This is a genomic window from Mucilaginibacter sp. A5337 (genome assembly GCF_059690695.1).
In genome coordinates this window covers 182,020-197,803 of record NZ_JCAWEC010000003.1, presented here as the reverse complement: position 1 = coordinate 197,803, position 15,784 = coordinate 182,020, and the positions used below count along the sequence as shown (strand labels likewise).

Annotated in this window: 17 protein-coding genes; all 17 read left to right on the top strand. The window is 41.4% G+C overall.

Annotated features, from left to right (window positions below):
* Position 1 precedes the first annotated feature (1 nt).
* Genes AC59JO_RS10765 through AC59JO_RS10685 form a run of 17 tightly spaced genes read left to right on the top strand, consistent with a single transcriptional unit; the run spans position 2 to position 15,783 of the window.
* On the top strand, positions 2–1,006 hold the full coding sequence (locus AC59JO_RS10765; RefSeq protein ID WP_413666216.1) for a ketoacyl-ACP synthase III: 1,005 nt from the start codon (positions 2–4) through the stop codon (positions 1,004–1,006).
* 44 nt (positions 1,007–1,050) lie between these two features.
* Positions 1,051–2,154, top strand: coding sequence for a DegT/DnrJ/EryC1/StrS family aminotransferase (locus AC59JO_RS10760; RefSeq protein WP_497305265.1), 1,104 nt, complete (start codon positions 1,051–1,053; stop codon positions 2,152–2,154).
* Positions 2,147–2,677, top strand: coding sequence for a glycosyltransferase family protein (locus tag AC59JO_RS10755; protein ID WP_413666214.1), 531 nt, complete (start codon positions 2,147–2,149; stop codon positions 2,675–2,677). The genes AC59JO_RS10760 and AC59JO_RS10755 overlap by 8 nt, the downstream gene beginning before the upstream one ends.
* A complete protein-coding gene (locus tag AC59JO_RS10750) occupies positions 2,670–3,227 on the top strand; it encodes a hypothetical protein (protein WP_413666213.1) in 558 nt (185 codons plus the stop codon). The genes AC59JO_RS10755 and AC59JO_RS10750 overlap by 8 nt, the downstream gene beginning before the upstream one ends.
* Before the next feature lie 5 nt (positions 3,228–3,232).
* Complete coding sequence (locus AC59JO_RS10745; protein ID WP_413666212.1) at positions 3,233–4,261, top strand: glycosyltransferase family A protein; 1,029 nt, start codon at positions 3,233–3,235, stop codon at positions 4,259–4,261.
* 4 nt (positions 4,262–4,265) lie between these two features.
* A complete protein-coding gene (locus tag AC59JO_RS10740; protein ID WP_497305262.1) occupies positions 4,266–5,177 on the top strand; it encodes a nucleotide-diphospho-sugar transferase in 912 nt (303 codons plus the stop codon).
* Positions 5,174–5,800 (top strand): acyltransferase, encoded by a 627-nt coding sequence (locus tag AC59JO_RS10735; RefSeq protein WP_497305260.1) that lies wholly within the window; start codon positions 5,174–5,176, stop codon positions 5,798–5,800. The genes AC59JO_RS10740 and AC59JO_RS10735 overlap by 4 nt, the downstream gene beginning before the upstream one ends.
* Positions 5,797–6,696, top strand: a complete 900-nt coding sequence (locus AC59JO_RS10730) for an NAD-dependent epimerase/dehydratase family protein (protein WP_497305258.1) — start codon at positions 5,797–5,799, stop codon at positions 6,694–6,696. Before AC59JO_RS10735 ends, AC59JO_RS10730 begins: the two co-directional genes overlap by 4 nt.
* Positions 6,675–7,820, top strand: a complete 1,146-nt coding sequence (locus AC59JO_RS10725) for a glycosyltransferase (protein WP_497305256.1) — start codon at positions 6,675–6,677, stop codon at positions 7,818–7,820. Before AC59JO_RS10730 ends, AC59JO_RS10725 begins: the two co-directional genes overlap by 22 nt.
* Positions 7,821–7,829: 9 nt before the next feature.
* The gene (locus AC59JO_RS10720; protein ID WP_497305254.1) at positions 7,830–8,753 is read left to right on the top strand and encodes a glycosyltransferase family 2 protein; all 924 of its coding nucleotides are present in this window, start codon (positions 7,830–7,832) and stop codon (positions 8,751–8,753) included.
* 16 nt (positions 8,754–8,769) lie between these two features.
* Positions 8,770–9,483 (top strand): FkbM family methyltransferase, encoded by a 714-nt coding sequence (locus AC59JO_RS10715; RefSeq protein ID WP_497305252.1) that lies wholly within the window; start codon positions 8,770–8,772, stop codon positions 9,481–9,483.
* Between the two features lie 4 nt (positions 9,484–9,487).
* Entirely contained in the window at positions 9,488–10,291 is an 804-nt protein-coding gene (locus AC59JO_RS10710; protein WP_497305250.1) for a glycosyltransferase family protein, read from the top strand.
* Entirely contained in the window at positions 10,292–11,680 is a 1,389-nt protein-coding gene (locus AC59JO_RS10705; protein ID WP_497305248.1) for an MBOAT family O-acyltransferase, read from the top strand.
* Entirely contained in the window at positions 11,680–12,792 is a 1,113-nt protein-coding gene (locus AC59JO_RS10700; protein WP_413666203.1) for a hypothetical protein, read from the top strand. Before AC59JO_RS10705 ends, AC59JO_RS10700 begins: the two co-directional genes overlap by 1 nt.
* Positions 12,789–13,655: a glycosyltransferase family 2 protein gene (locus AC59JO_RS10695; RefSeq protein WP_497305246.1), complete on the top strand. Its 867-nt coding sequence runs from the start codon at positions 12,789–12,791 to the stop codon at positions 13,653–13,655. The genes AC59JO_RS10700 and AC59JO_RS10695 overlap by 4 nt, the downstream gene beginning before the upstream one ends.
* Positions 13,652–14,863: a glycosyltransferase family 4 protein gene (locus tag AC59JO_RS10690; protein WP_497305244.1), complete on the top strand. Its 1,212-nt coding sequence runs from the start codon at positions 13,652–13,654 to the stop codon at positions 14,861–14,863. Before AC59JO_RS10695 ends, AC59JO_RS10690 begins: the two co-directional genes overlap by 4 nt.
* A complete protein-coding gene (locus tag AC59JO_RS10685; RefSeq protein ID WP_497305243.1) occupies positions 14,863–15,783 on the top strand; it encodes a glycosyltransferase in 921 nt (306 codons plus the stop codon). Before AC59JO_RS10690 ends, AC59JO_RS10685 begins: the two co-directional genes overlap by 1 nt.
* Position 15,784: the final 1 nt, after the last annotated feature.

Sequence of the window (15,784 nt, the reverse complement as noted above, 5' to 3'; positions counted from 1 at the left end):
CATGACTGCTTATATAAAGGCTGTTTCATACTATTTGCCGCAAGATAAGCTAACCAATGCTGAATTGTCGACCCTGTTTCCCGAATGGGGGGTTGAAAAAATAGCTAACAAAATAGGCATCGATACGCGGCATATTGCGGCCGGTGATGAATTTGCGTCAGATATGGCGATAGCTGCAGCTCAGCAGCTTTTTGAAGAGCATAGCATTAATCCGGCAGAAATTAATTTTATATTGTACTGTACCCAAAGTCCGGATTATTTTTTGCCTACAACAGCCTGTATTATCCAGGATAAACTGAGTATTCCTGTCAAAGCGGGCGCACTTGATTTTAACCTGGGCTGTTCGGGCTACGTTTACGGACTTGCTTTAGCCAAAGGCTTGATTGCGGCCGGTATTGCTACCAATATACTGCTGCTTACATCAGAAACATATTCAAAATTCATACATCCTAAAGATAAAGGTAACCGCACCATCTTTGGCGATGCTGCTGCAGCTACCCTTGTTAGCACAGAAGGCTTTGCAGCCATAGGTAACTTTGAACTGGGTACCGATGGCAAGGGAGCCGGGAACCTGATGGTAAAGCAGGGAGCTATCCGCTATCCGGAAAAAAGTACCGATACCACGCATGATGGCTATGGCAATGAACAATCGCCAGGCAACCTACACATGGACGGCCCTGAGATTTTTGCCTTTACCTCGAAGGAAATTCCGGGCTTAATAACAGATACCCTCAAAAAAAACGGTTTAAACAAAGCTGATATCGGACAGTTTATATTGCACCAGGCCAACCAGTATATGCTGGAGCACCTGCGCAAAAAGATGGACATAGCCCCCGAAAACTTTTATATCTACATGGCCAATGTAGGTAATACCGTATCATCATCAGTGCCCATTGCATTATACGAGGCCATGAAAGAAAAACCAGTGCAACCACAGGCAAAATGGCTGCTGGCCGGTTTTGGCGTTGGTTACTCATGGGCCGGTACGGTCATAACATTTGTATAGAATAAAAGCTCAAAGCAAAAAGCCTAAAGCTTAAAGCTGAATCAATGAACATCCCCTTTTTATCTTTTACCGGCCAGAATAATTTAGTTGAAGAAGAAATCCGTGCGGCATTTGAGCGCGTTTTTCAAAATAAATGGTACATACTTGGCAAGGAAGTCAGCGATTTTGAAAAAGCTTATGCTGCCTATAATAAGGTTCAACACTGCATTGGTGTAGGCAATGGCCTTGACGCATTGCATTTAGCTCTGAAGGCACTTGATATAGGCGAAGGTGATGAAGTTATTGCACCCTCAAATACATTTATAGCTACCTGGCTGGCCATATCGCAGGTAAAGGCAACCATAGTACCGGTTGAACCGGATAGGTTTACTTATAATTTAGATCCTCATTTGATCATGATGGCCATCACCCCTAAAACAAAGGCAATAATGCCGGTGCATTTGTATGGGCAGGCTTGCCAAATGGATGCCATTATGCAAATTGCCGCCCAAAACAATCTTTTTGTTATTGAGGATAATGCCCAGGCACAGGGCTGCACTTATAACGAACAACTCACCGGCAGTTTTGGCCACATCAACGCCACCAGCTTTTATCCAACAAAAAACCTGGGTGCCTACGGCGATGCAGGGGCTTTAACCACCAATGATGTTGGTCTGGCACATAAAGTAAACCTGCTGCGCAATTATGGCTCCGAAAAAAAATACTATAACGAGGTTATCGGCCTAAACTCAAGGCTTGATGAGTTACAGGCCGCTTTTCTTTCGGTAAAGTTGAAATATCTGAACGGATGGATTGATGAGAGAAGAAAAATAGCCGAAGCTTATTTTGAGCAGCTTGCCGGTATCAGCGAGCTTATATTGCCAGCCATCGCATCGGGAGCAGAGCATGTTTACCATTTATACGTTGTCCGCACCAGCAAACGCGATGCATTGGAAAAACATTTAAATAACCACGGGATAGGTACCGGGATCCACTACCCCGTCCCAGCCCATTTACAAAAAGCATATAGCCATCTCGGTTATCAAAAAGGCGATTTCCCGATAGCGGAAGAGCTTGCAGAAACCTGCCTGAGCCTACCACTGAACCCAGGAATGAGCGACGAGGAAATTGAATACGTATGTAAAACCATCAAAAAGTTTTATGCGTAAAATTTTAATTGTAAATGGGCAGCTGGTTCTTGGCGGTGCAGAAAAGCTCACGTACGAACTGGCCACGTTTGCACAAAAAAACAACATCGAACCTACCATATTAATTTTGGAGAACTACCAAAAGGAATACTACGACGATATATTTAAGCAAAAAAAAATTAAAGTTGTGAGGACCAGGCTTACGGGGATTAAAAACTTCCGGTCGCCTTTAAGGATGTGCAGGTCATTATACTGGTCGTTTAAATTGAAATTCTTTGCCGGCGCCATATATGAAAGCATTCATGTTATAGGCTTATACAATATTTATCGGGCAAAGGATACCATCATTCACAATCACCGCTTTTTTTGGCACATCACCAACGCTATTCAGGGAGCCTATAATTTCCCCGAAAGCTATTTTGATAATGCCAATGACACAATAGTATACATCAATCCGTATCAGGAAGCAGAATTCAGCAATTACGAAAAAAGCGTCCCGGTAAAATGTAAAAAGATACTATTTAAGCTTTTTTTAAATGATTAACTTAAATGTAGTATCGCGGATTGCGGAAGATAAAAACTCGTTCCCCAACCTTATTGAAGTGCTTCACACACTAAAAAATGAAGGGATTAATGATGTTCAGATACTTTTTATAGGGGCAATTTATAGCCGGCAGGTTTATCAAAACACACTCAACCTTGCCGGTGAATTGGGGGTTTCTTCAAACATCTCCTTTACTGAAACTTCAATTCCTTTACAGGACTTAACTGATGAAGTAAAAAACGGATATTTTATAAATTTTACCATTGGCCAATTTACCGGATTTTCGGGGCTGGAGGGGATCAGGCATGGCCTTAAAACCATCCTTTACAACGTTGATAGCACATGGGAAAATGAGCTTTCGAACTCAATTGCTTATTGCCGGACCACCGCCGAACTTACCGCTTTAATAAAGGCCATCAGGGCAAATCAAACTAAACTGGACGAGGAAATTAAATCATCCAACCAGGAATTGATAAACAAATTTACCCTCGATCCTTCTTCGTCAAAAAAGTTATTGGACATGATGCTTCCGGATAAATCGGTTAATTAGAAAAATTGAATAGCGGAGTATCAGTTATTGTTTGTTGTTATAATAGCAGCAAACGGCTTCCCGAAACCATTAAACACCTGGCCTTACAAAAGGTGCCTGTATCTGTTAAATGGGAAGTTATTATTGTTGATAACGCTTCGACAGATGATACCGCGGCTATTGCAAAAACCGAATGGGAGAAATACAGCCTAACCAATCCTCCTTTTACCGTCGTGAACCAACCTGTTGCAGGATTAAGCCATGCCCGGGATATGGGTTTAAGCTATGCAGGGTATGAATATCTCCTTTTTTGCGACGATGACAACTGGCTTTTTGACGATTATGTTGAGCGTGTGTTTCAAATAATGAGCAACGATAGCCAGATAGGTGTATTGGGAGGATGTGGATTGATAGAGGCCGAGCAACCAGTCTTGCTTTCCGAAAAATTACTGAAATCAACCACGGTTTGGGGGCCTCAAACCTGGGCTGCCGATAGTCATTGGGTTTATGGCGCCGGATCTGTTTATCGGAAAAGTATTTTACTTGAACTAAAAAAAGCCAACTGGCGCCAAATAACTACAGGCCGTATAGGTAAAAAACTGCTTTCGGGCGAGGACGTTGAAATGTGCCTGATGAATTATTTAATGGGCTATAAAATAATAGCCGATGATAACCTGAAGTTCAAACACTTTGTTCCGCTTAGCAGGCAAAATATCGCATATGTATTAAAGGCCGCATTTTGGCTAAATTACAGCAGCGTTTTGCTTAATGGTTATTTTGCACTGGTGAATAACAATACACGGTCTATCGGACAGATCATTAATCGTGACCTGCTTTCTTCAGCCAGGTCATTAGCACAATTTATGGCTAAGCTGTTTTATCAAAAAGCAGTTAAACTCCGTCCTATTAGCATCGAACAAAAAATCTTATACCGCCAAAAATGCGGTCAGCTCAAATCATTGTTAGTTAACAGAGCGCTGATAAAAGATCAATATCAGCATATAAAACAAATATTAAAAGCTGTGAAAGCTCCGCAGGGATTTACTCACCATTGAGATTATGGGCTACTCAGTACCTGTACTTTTTTTAATATTTAACCGTCCGGCTTTTACAGATCTGGTTTTTGAAACTATAGCTGAAATTAAACCTAAATACCTGTACATAGCCGCCGACGGGCCAAGACCGGATAAACCTGATGACATTGAGCTATGCGCTAAAACGCGTTCAGTAATTGAACGAATAAACTGGGACTGCGAAATTAAAACGTTGCTAAGAGATAAAAACCTGGGATGCCGATCGGCAGTTAGTGAAGCTATCAGCTGGTTTTTTGAAAACGTAAGCGAAGGTGTTATTTTAGAAGATGACTGCCTGCCCGACCAAACATTTTTCCCTTTTTGTGCAGAGTTACTGGAAAAATATCGCTTCGACGATAAGGTAATGTCGATATCAGGTTCAAACTTATTACCTGAGGGCTGGAAAACACACACACAATCATATCATTGGGCACACGGCGGCATTTGGGGCTGGGCTACATGGAAACGTGCATGGGAGCTTTATGATATAGAAATGAAAAGCTGGCCCGAACGGACAACAAAAGATAAGATCAAAGCACAACTTGGCACTACCGACTGGTATAACAGCTATTATGGCTTGTTTGAATCATCTTTCAACAAATCATTAAATACCTGGGATATTCAATGGTTTTACAGCATCTTAATTAACAACGGCATGGCCATTAACCCGTCCGTAAATCTTGTAAAAAACATAGGTTATGGAAATGGGACTCATACCCATTCGGCAGATGATGCCATTGTCGGTTTACCATTAAACGCAATGAACTTTCCGTTGATCCATCCCAAAAAAATGCTTTTGGATATCGACTATTTGAAGCAGGTTTATACACATCTTAACAAAAGATACAAAAGTTCTATATTGAAAAAGGCACTGAGGTTATTGAAAATAAAATCATGAAACAGTTTATAAAAAGGGTATTGCTTGCTTTTTTTGAAAAAATAAACCTTGTTCATTTAATTCACCTGCTTCAGGAAAAACAAAGCAAACGCAATATCCAATTAAGCATTACCGACCTTGGCGCTACCTTTTACCCGGAGGCAGTAATATCAAACTCGCTCGATAAATCAAGGATAGTAGTAGGCAAAGGAACCCATATCCGCGGAATGCTTAACATATTCAAATACGGCGGCAAAATTACAATTGGCGAAAACTGCTACATCGGCGATCATAGCAGGATCTGGTCGGGCGAAAGCATCACTATCGGCAATTTTGTGCAGATATCGCACAATGTAAATATCATGGATACTAACGCCCACGAACTTGAAGCAATGGAAAGAGCCGAACGCTGGATGGACCTGCTACGCAACGGGCATTGGGCCGATAAAGGCAACGTACTTACTGCCCCAATCATCATTGATGATTATGCCTGGATCAGCCTGAATGCTGTAATTTTAAAAGGCGTTACCATTGGTAAAGGCGCTATTGTAGCAGCAGGAGCAGTAGTTACTAAGGATGTAGAACCGTTTACTATGGTTGCAGGTAATCCCGCACAATTTATAAAAACACTACCTCAGCAATGAAAATACTTGTCATAGGCTCTAAAGGATTTATTGGTTCGGCTTGCTATAGCTACTTTAAAAGCCAGCCAGGTCATGAAGTTTATGGTGCCGATGTAATGGTAGAATATGACGATCCTAACTACTTTTTGATTGATGCTACCAATGCAGATTTTAAAAAAGTATTCAGCGATCATCAGTTTAACTGGTGTATCAACTGTGCCGGGGCAGCATCGGTGCCAGAATCATTCAATAACCCTGAGCGCGACTATCTGCTAAATGTTCATCACCTGGTAAGTATTCTTAATGCTATAAAGGAGGGCAACAGTAATTGCAGGCTCATTCAAATGTCGAGCGCGGCAGTTTATGGCAATCCGCAAGTACAACCAATTAAAGAAACTCATACGCTTGCCCCGCTTTCACCTTACGGCATTCATAAAAAACAGGCCGAAGAACTTTGCCGTTTGTATCATGATCATTTTGGATTAAGTGTTCATATATTCCGCGTATTCTCGGCATATGGGGCCGGTTTAAAAAAACAACTGTTTTGGGACCTTTATAAAAAAGCGCAAAGCCAGGACAATATTACGTTGTTTGGTACCGGTACCGAAACCAGGGAGTTTATTCATGTTACTGATATTGTAAAGGCCATGGGCCTGTTTATCGCTGCCGATAAGCCCGGGTTCAGCATCACCAATATCGCCAATAATAACACCATCACCATAGCAACCGCCGCCGAAACATTTTTAACGTATATCGGCTTTGCCGGTGCATTATCGTTCACCGGCACCAACCGCGTTGGCGACCCCTTATATTGGCAGGCCGATAACAGCCAGCTGCTAAGCATGGGCTATCAGCAAAAAGTGAGCTTTGACGACGGCATAAATAACTATTGCAAATGGCTAAAAGGAAAAGAATAGGGTTAAGCTATGCCTACAACGAAAACTGGATAGGCGGCACCTATTATATCGAAAACCTCATCAATGCACTAAATTCCCTTAATGATGAGGAAAAACCGCACATTGTTTTACTTACCGATAGTTATGAAAGTTTCAGGGTAGCCGAACAAAAGTTCAATTACCCCTATATCAGCTTTCAGCTCGGCTCGGGTGAAGCAAATAAAGCATTTCAATTTTTGAACAGGGTAACAAACCGATTGTTTAAAATGCGCTTGTTTAGCCAGAAGATAAAAGGGCTTGATGCCGTTTTTCCATATTATAAAAGCGAGCAGCAATCGGCAGCAAAAAAGAAAATATATTGGGTAGCTGATTTCCAGGAACATTTCGCGCCCGAGTTTTTCAGTAAAGATGATATTGCCTCCCGTTTACAAAATCAGCAGGAAATTCAGGCATCAGCCGAGCATTTGATTGTAAGCAGCAATACCGCACTTGGGCATTTTAAATCCATTTTTCCGGCGCATTCTGTACATGTAAATGTGTTGCCTTTTGCTGTAGCACATCCCCCCTACCAGGATCTTGATATCAAATTACTGCTTGAAAAATATCATTTACCTGCGCGTTATTTCATATGCCCCAACCAGTTCTGGAAACATAAAAACCAATTGGTGGTATTAAAGGCTGTTAAAGAATTAAAAGACAGAGGTATTGAAATTACGATAGCATTTACCGGCAATACCAACGATTACCGGAACCCCCATTATTTTATGGAACTGAAGGAATTTGTTGAACAAAACAACATAGGCTGTAACGTTAAATTCCTTGGCTTTATTGACCGGCGAGATCAGCTTCAGCTCATGAATAATGCTGTTGCTATTATACAGCCGTCACTATTTGAAGGCTGGAGCACCGTTGTTGAAGACGCCAAGCTCATGAATAAGTTTTTGCTGGTTTCAGATATTGAGATCCACAGGGAACAGTTGGTTAACAGCTCGGCTCGTTTTTTTGATCCGCATAATGTAGATCAGCTGGTGCAACTGCTTCAACAAGCCAGCGAACAGCAGGCTGCACCACCACTATTTGAAAAACACACCTATCAGGAAAGCGTTGAAAAAGTTGGTCGCACTTTTTTACAGATCACAGGCTAAACAACAAACATGAATCTTCCTGATCTTCAGTCATATCGTTCAAACTTCATCAGCAAAGATGTTCAGTTGCCCCTGGTATTAGTACCCGGTACCGATGACGGATTATTGAAACATTTACCTTCGCCCCCACCCGGCAAAACCGGCTGGCCCTGGAACGAACAGGTGGAGCCAGTTGTTTATGATCATAAAATAAACTGGCCTAAGCTTACCATCGTAACCCCTTCCTATAATCAGGCTGATTTTCTGGAACAAACTATCAGGGCAGTGCTCCTACAAAATTACCCCAACCTGGAATATATCATCATTGATGGCGGCAGCAATGACCAATCCAAACAGATCATTGAAAAATATGCCCCCTGGCTTAGCTATTATCAAAGCGAAAAGGATAACGGGCAAAGTCATGCCATTAATATGGGGTTCAGCCTTTCATCGGGCAGGTACCATGCATGGATCAATAGCGACGATTACTACCTTAAAGGCGTTTTTCATAAAGTGATAAGCAAATTCATGAGTGCCAAAGTCGATTTTATATACGGCTACGGCAACGACTATAATGTGCTATCCGGCAAAACAACAACAACCAGGATATTGCCTTTTATTGATTATTTCATTAAAATCCCCGGCCTTGTACAACCCTCTACCTTTTGGAGTGCCACCATTCATGAGCCCATTTGGGAGGAGCTCCATTGTTCTCTCGACTTTGAATTGTGGCTCAGACTGGTAAAAGGACATAGCAGGGTACTGATCAAAGAGCCGCTTTCTGTAGCAAACGTACACGATCAGGCCAAAACTCATTCGCCAAAAATGAAGGCTCAGTGGGAGGCCGATCATCAGAAAATATGGGCCGCCGATGCACATGGTACAGTACATGAATGGAAAAAGATCGTTTTTTTAAACCGGATCAGGATAAAGCTTTATAGCTGGTTCCGTTAATTACCTAAACCTTCGGATGAATAAATATTATAGCCAGTACCAACAGGATAAGTTTCTAAATGAGGTATTATTCAAAAATAAAAAGAATGGTGTATTTGTGGATATCGGTGCAAACGATGGGGTTACAATAAGTAATTCTTACTTCTTTGAAAAAAACTTAGGCTGGGCTGGCATCTGTTTTGAGCCGCTTACCGATGCGTTTAATAAACTCGAAGAAAATCGAAGTTCAATTAATATTAATGGTTGCGCCTCTGATAAAAATTACCTGGATACATTTTACAATGTACATGGTTATGGTGAAATGCTAAGTGGCTTAAAATCGAAATATGATGAAAGACATTTAGAAAGAATCAACAAAACCCTTGAAGAATACGGAGGTCACATTACCGAAACGGAAGTACAATGTTTAGATATTAACGATACATTGAAAGAAAACAATATTAAAAATATCGATTTTATAAGTGTTGATACCGAAGGAGGCGAATTAAATATTTTGCAGGCAATAGCCTTTGAAGCTTTTAAAATAAAGGCTGTTGTAGTAGAAAACAATTACTCAACACCGGATATTTTTCATTTCATGAGAAGTAAAGGTTACTTCAGAGTAGCATATTTATCGACTGACGAGATTTATTTACACCCTAAACATTACGGTTATATCAAAGCATTGATAATCAGGTACAGGTTAAAGTTCACTAAACTTAGTTCTAAATTTAATCCCGTAAGTCACTAAACATTTGAAACTTCCTATATCAGCTATAATTGTTGGCTATAATGAAGCCCACCTGCTGAAAAACTCACTGCCTAAACTGGCCTTTTGCCAGGAGATCCTGTACTTTGATTTAGGCTCCAAAGATAGATCAAGAGAGGTTGCGGAAAGTTTAGGAGCAAGGGTTATAATTCACGAAAAAGTTGACAGCTGCGAGTGGATCCATGCAAAATTTGCCAACAGTACCCAACACAAATGGTTGCTGATCACCGACCCGGACGAGATACTAAGCCAGGAATTGATTGATGAGATTTCGATGTTGTTCAGCGAGCCTGATAAGCTTAAAGGAGTTGGTGAAATCACTGCCCCCTGGATATTTTACTTTAAGAACAAAAAGCTCACCGGCACCCATTGGGGAGGCATTAGCCGGAGGACTTTACTGGTACACAACAAGCGTTTTGAATTTAAAGCACTGATACATGTTGGCCGCAAAGTTTTGCCGGGTTACTCAACCTTTAATATTGAATATACCGGCAAAAACTTCATTCATCATTATTGGATGTCGGGCTATAAGAAGCTATTGGAGAAACACCTGCGATATTTAAGAAACGAAGGTGAGGCCCGTTATAAAACAGGAAGGCGGGCAACCCTAAAAGGTATTACAACCGAGCCTTTCCGTTCATTTAAATACAGTTATAAATCCAGGCAAGGGTACAAAGATGGGTTTACAGGTTTGTTTCTTTCTGTGTTTTGGGCCTGGTACGAGTGTACCGCACAAATAAAAAACTACAAATATCAGCGTTCCGCCGAAAAAAATAATTTCACCTCCTAAATGCTTTTTAATTCCCTGCTGTTCCTTCTATTTTTTGTAATTGTAACTATTACTTATTACCTGCTGCCGCATAAATTAAGGTGGATGTGGCTTTTAGCCGCAAGCAGCTATTTTTATATGTATTTTAAGCCGGTATACATCCTCATTATTCTTTTTACCATCATTGTTGATTATTGTGCCGGCATCCTGATAGAAAAAGCAACAGGCAAAACCCGCAGGTTTTATCTCATTTTAAGCCTCGTTACTAATATTGGCGTACTGGCATTTTATAAATACTTCAACTTTTTAGCGGGGAACCTGAATTTGCTTTCCGGCTTATTTCACGGTCCGCAAATACCATTACTTGATTTTATATTGCCAATTGGCCTCTCATTCCATACGTTCCAGGCCATGAGTTATACCATCGAGGTTTACCGGGGCAATCAACCCGCCGAACGGCATTTTGGCCTGTATGCCTTGTATGTAATGTTTTATCCTCAAATGGTAGCAGGCCCTATTGAGCGGCCTCAACACATCCTCCCCCAATTGCACCGGGTTAATACCTTCCAAAGCAAGGCTTTTATAACTGGTTTGTTTTTTATGGCGATGGGCCTGTTTAAAAAAGTAGTAATTGCCGATAGGCTTGGCCTTTACGTTGACCCGGTCTTTAACTATCCTCACGGTCACTCGGCGCTTGAATTAATGGTGGCCACCTATTTCTTTGCCTTCCAGATCTATTGTGATTTTAGCGGCTATTCAGATATCGCCATCGGCACGGCCCTGGTTTTGGGTATCGAGCTGATGCAGAACTTTAACTTCCCTTATCTCGCTTCCAATGTTTCTGATTTTTGGAAACGCTGGCATATTTCACTTTCTACCTGGTTTCGTGATTACCTGTACATCCCGCTCGGTGGCAGCAGGGTTAGTTTCCAGGTAACCTGCATTAACCTGCTCATTGTGTTTATGATAAGCGGTCTTTGGCATGGAGCCAACTGGAAGTACCTTATTTGGGGGCTAATTCATGGTCTGCTGCTTGTCGCTTATCAGTTGTTCAATAAGTTTAATATCCGTATCAAAGGCTTTACCTTTTTTAAATGGCTTGTCACTTTTAACCTGGTTTGCCTGGCCTGGGTATTTTTTAGGGCGGGTACGGTAACCGATGCTCTTTATATCTTAAATAAAATATTTAGTGGTGGTAGTTTTACCTATTCGGCAGGTAACCTCATGTCGGTACATGAACTTTGGTATTGCACTTTCATCATTATAGCACTGCTGTTAGGTGAACGCCACTTACGAAAAGCGAAGGATTATTCAAATGCCGGCAAGTTACTTCTTATAGGCGGCTTAGTGCTTGCCTGTTATTTTTTGGGAATCTTTAATGAAGCACAATTTATTTATTTCCAGTTTTGATGCGTAAAATTACCGCTTTGCTTATTTTGATCGTTAGTATTGTGCTGCTGGGCAGTTCCATGAACCAGTCGTTCGTTACTAAAATAAAATTTGAAAAGTATTTTGACCACCTGAACCCGCAATCGGTGCAGGAAAGCGCTTTATTTAAAGCGGCTTTTGTTCATTCAGACAAGTGGGATTACGGTGACCTCTACGGGGTTTCTTTTCTGCCACAGTACAAATTTAAACTCGAACCGTTTAAGGAATACCCCTACAAACCCGGCAGACAAAGCACCAATAAAATATTATACATAATAGGCGATAGCTATTTGGCCGATAAAACACTTTCCGGCGCTTTTGACGCGTTCGATAATGTGATCTTCCTTGATCGCCGTTTCGCTTTCGGCCCCATTAAACTGGATGCTGCTAAACAAAACTACCTGATGATGGAATTTTCAGAACGTAACCTTAACGGCTATGATATTAACAAAACTTTTGAAATTCGGTGGACGACCAAGGACATCAAAAATGCTGTAAACGTTAGCAATAAACCGCTACCAGGAGGCCCGCCGCTTCCACATGAGTCTATTTTTGAACGATTGGGCAGGATCATCTTTCATAAAGATTTAAGCCGCAACCTCGAATTAATTCTTTTCGATAATAAACTGGCAACTCCCTTTAAAGAAGCTAAAGCATCACTAAACTACAAACTTTTTGATCGCGTAGCCAATGAGGTAGTGGTAAGTACTGATAAAAAGAGGTTGCTTTTTAATACAACTGTTGATACCAGCAGCGTGCAGTCGGCCTTCAGGCCAAAGACTGAGCATGGAATAGATTCTATTATTAACAACCTGGATATCGCAAAAAATTATTATCTGAGCATCGGCTTCAAAAAAGTTTTCCTTTCAGTGATCCCAAATCCGGTTTCTGTTTATGATGATAAACGGATGCCCTATAATCACCTGCTGGAAAGGGTTGAACAAAAAACGGATCTTACAGTAATTCCACTGTATAATATTTTCAAAGCCGACAAGCGCAATCTATTCTATCGCAGCGATTCGCACTGGAACCCGCAGGGACTGGACATCTGGGTAACTGAAGCCAACAAAGTTTTAACCTCAAACGTTAATTGAGCCCGTTTTTTTCCATCATCATACCGCTGTATAATTGTGAAGGCACCTTACAGCAGGCATTAGATAGCATTACCAACCAGGTTTTTAAAAACTACGAACTGGTTTTGGTTGATGGCGGCTCAAATGATGATACACAGTTTATCATCAGCAAATTCAAAAAAGCCAGTGATCACCATATCCAATTCATCTCCGAACCCGACAGGGGTATTTACGATGCTATGAATAAAGGCATTGATATGGCAACCGGGCAATGGCTTTATTTTATAGGTGGCGATGATACTTTCAGCAATACCACAGTGTTAGAGCAGGTTTATCGGGCAATACAAAATGAGCCTGCCCATCTTGTATATGGCAATGTAACAGGCACTATATCAAATACAAAATACGCTGATGATACAGTTAACAAAGTATTATCGCGCGGAATCCACCACCAGGGCATTTTTTATAAACGCGAAATATTTGACTATACAGGCAAATACAACCTGAAGTTCAGGGTGGCAGCCGACTATCATTTAACACTCAAAGTGTTCGGTAACCCGGCATTTAAAACCAAATACATCGACCTGGATATTGCAAGCTTTGGTGAAGCGGGTTTAAGTTCATCAGTTTACGACTACCGTTTTTACAGTTATCATTATAAATTGCTGTCGATAAATAAAGCATTAAATAAAATTGAGGACGGAGCAACCCTCCTGCAGCAATCCATATACTGCTGCCTTTGGTTGGTGAAGGAAAAACAAAGCATGACTTTTGCCTGGGCAAATATCCTGTATTACATAACCGGCGCCAACGGGCTTGGCATCTCATTCAGGCTTAAAACTTTTTTAAGGATGATATACTGGAGCTTAAAGCCTAAACCATGACCATCGCGCTGGTAACACCTTATTTCCCTGATGAACATACCATCGACAGCGGCATAGCTAACCACTACCTGTTGCTGGCTAAAAGTTTAGCGGATAAAGGCAATAAGGTTGTCGTATTACACGTCAGGCCCTGCTACAAAGATGAACGGGAAACTTTTAACGAACACACCTTTGCCGAAAACATCATCATACTTACCCATAAGGTTAAAGCGCTGGCTATTATCAGCAGCCTTTTTAAAAATAAATGGGCCATCATTGATTTTGCGCTGAAGATACAATCCATGCGCGTTGCGTCTCAAGTTTTAAATAACATTATAAAGCAATACAGTATTGAGGTAATTGAAACAACCAGCTATTTTTCGCTGTGTTATTTCACACGTTACAAAAAACTCAAAGCTCCGGTAGCCGTAAGGGTAAGCACTACCTTTTCGCAGATCATGAACGAGCATTATCCTTTTAAGTCAAGGGTAATGAACTTGATAGCTAAAATGGAGATAAGTTTCATTAAAAGGAGCAGGTATATACTTACCCATGCCCATAGCCATGCACTGGAATTGGAACGCCTTTATGATATCGATGCCAGGCGATTTGAAATTATTCCGCATGGTATTGATCTACCTGTTATAGCTGATGATGCTACCACCCGTGAAGTAATTAAAATATTATACGCAGGCCGGTTTGAGTACCGCAAAGGCACTGATGTTTTGCTTGCGGCAATTCCACTTGTGTTACCGAAAACTCCGAATGTTGTATTTCAGCTAATTGGCAGCGATACCGGTAGCGATTACCAGAACAGATTTAAGAATGATAACCCTAATGCTGTTTTACAAAAAGTTGCTTTCAGCGGGAAGGTTGATCATGATGCATTATCACAAGCCTACCAGTCGTGTGATATTTTTGTCGCCCCCTCACGGTACGAGTCATTCGGTTTGATATTTATTGAAGCTATGAGTTACGGCAAACCTGCTATTGGCTGTAACGTTGGTGGTGTTCCTGAAATCATCACTGATAACTATAACGGTTTATTTGCCGAAGCTGGCAACGCCCGAAGTCTTGCCGATAAAATTATCAGTTTAGTTGATGATTGTGATTTAAGAAAGCGGCTCGGGTTAAATGCCCGCAAAACCATTGAAGATAAATTTACCGGCGATAGGTTAGCCGCTAATTCATTGGCATATTATAATAAGATAATCAAGGATTTTAACTGATGCAGCTTTCGGTAATTATTCCTACTTACAATCCTGATGCTGCGAGATTACAGCAAACGCTTTTGGCTTTAAAAAAACAATCGCTGCCTGCTGATGAATGGGAATTGGTTATCATCGACAATAATTCTACCAACAATTTTGAGCAGCAAATTAATTTAGGCTGGCACCCTGCTGCAAAAATTGTAAGGGAAATAAAACAGGGGCTTACTTATGCGCGCCTCAAAGGTTTTAATGAATCAACAGGAGATCTCACTGTAATGGTCGATGATGATAATATCCTTGATGCAGGTTACCTCGAAGAAGCAGTGAGCATTTTTGGCCAAAATCCCAAAATGGGGGCAATAGGAGGTAAATCGATTCCGTTGTTTGAAACTACTCCACCCGAATGGCTGAGCAAGTTTTACGGAAGCCTGGCCTTGCGTAACCTGGGTGATGAGCCCATCATCGCAATGTGGAACAACGAATACCCAAACGCCGCACCTATCGGTGCAGGAATGGCGATAAGGCGGGAAGCTATTACATCCTATATCAAAAAAATCGCATCCGGAAACAACAACATCAGCGACAGGACAGGACATTCCCTAAGTTCGGGCGGTGATAATGATATGGTGCTCGAAATCCTTAAAAGCGGCTGGCAGGTTGGTTATTTCCCGGAACTGATGTTGCAGCATATTATTCCGGCTCAGCGCATGGAGGCGGATTACCTGGCCCGCCTGCTTAATAACACCAATAAATCATGGGTACAGTTACTGCAAAGCCATGATATAAACCCATGGCAACAGGTAACAAAAGCAGGTGCTTTATTGCGGAAGACAAAAGCCTGGTTTACCTATAAGGCCTGGAAAAGTAAGCCCGATTATATCAAATGGCAGGGAGCATGCGGCACGTTTGATGGCCTGGCATCCTTACCCCATAAATAGC

Coding starts and splice junctions, on each gene's coding strand:
- AC59JO_RS10765 (WP_413666216.1), top strand. CDS start 2: ATGACTGCTTATATAAAGGCTGTTTCATACTATTTGCCGCAAGATAAG.
- AC59JO_RS10760 (WP_497305265.1), top strand. CDS start 1,051: ATGAACATCCCCTTTTTATCTTTTACCGGCCAGAATAATTTAGTTGAA.
- AC59JO_RS10755 (WP_413666214.1), top strand. CDS start 2,147: ATGCGTAAAATTTTAATTGTAAATGGGCAGCTGGTTCTTGGCGGTGCA.
- AC59JO_RS10750 (WP_413666213.1), top strand. CDS start 2,670: ATGATTAACTTAAATGTAGTATCGCGGATTGCGGAAGATAAAAACTCG.
- AC59JO_RS10740 (WP_497305262.1), top strand. CDS start 4,266: ATGGGCTACTCAGTACCTGTACTTTTTTTAATATTTAACCGTCCGGCT.
- AC59JO_RS10735 (WP_497305260.1), top strand. CDS start 5,174: ATGAAACAGTTTATAAAAAGGGTATTGCTTGCTTTTTTTGAAAAAATA.
- AC59JO_RS10730 (WP_497305258.1), top strand. CDS start 5,797: ATGAAAATACTTGTCATAGGCTCTAAAGGATTTATTGGTTCGGCTTGC.
- AC59JO_RS10725 (WP_497305256.1), top strand. CDS start 6,675: ATGGCTAAAAGGAAAAGAATAGGGTTAAGCTATGCCTACAACGAAAAC.
- AC59JO_RS10720 (WP_497305254.1), top strand. CDS start 7,830: ATGAATCTTCCTGATCTTCAGTCATATCGTTCAAACTTCATCAGCAAA.
- AC59JO_RS10715 (WP_497305252.1), top strand. CDS start 8,770: ATGAATAAATATTATAGCCAGTACCAACAGGATAAGTTTCTAAATGAG.
- AC59JO_RS10705 (WP_497305248.1), top strand. CDS start 10,292: ATGCTTTTTAATTCCCTGCTGTTCCTTCTATTTTTTGTAATTGTAACT.
- AC59JO_RS10700 (WP_413666203.1), top strand. CDS start 11,680: ATGCGTAAAATTACCGCTTTGCTTATTTTGATCGTTAGTATTGTGCTG.
- AC59JO_RS10690 (WP_497305244.1), top strand. CDS start 13,652: ATGACCATCGCGCTGGTAACACCTTATTTCCCTGATGAACATACCATC.
- AC59JO_RS10685 (WP_497305243.1), top strand. CDS start 14,863: ATGCAGCTTTCGGTAATTATTCCTACTTACAATCCTGATGCTGCGAGA.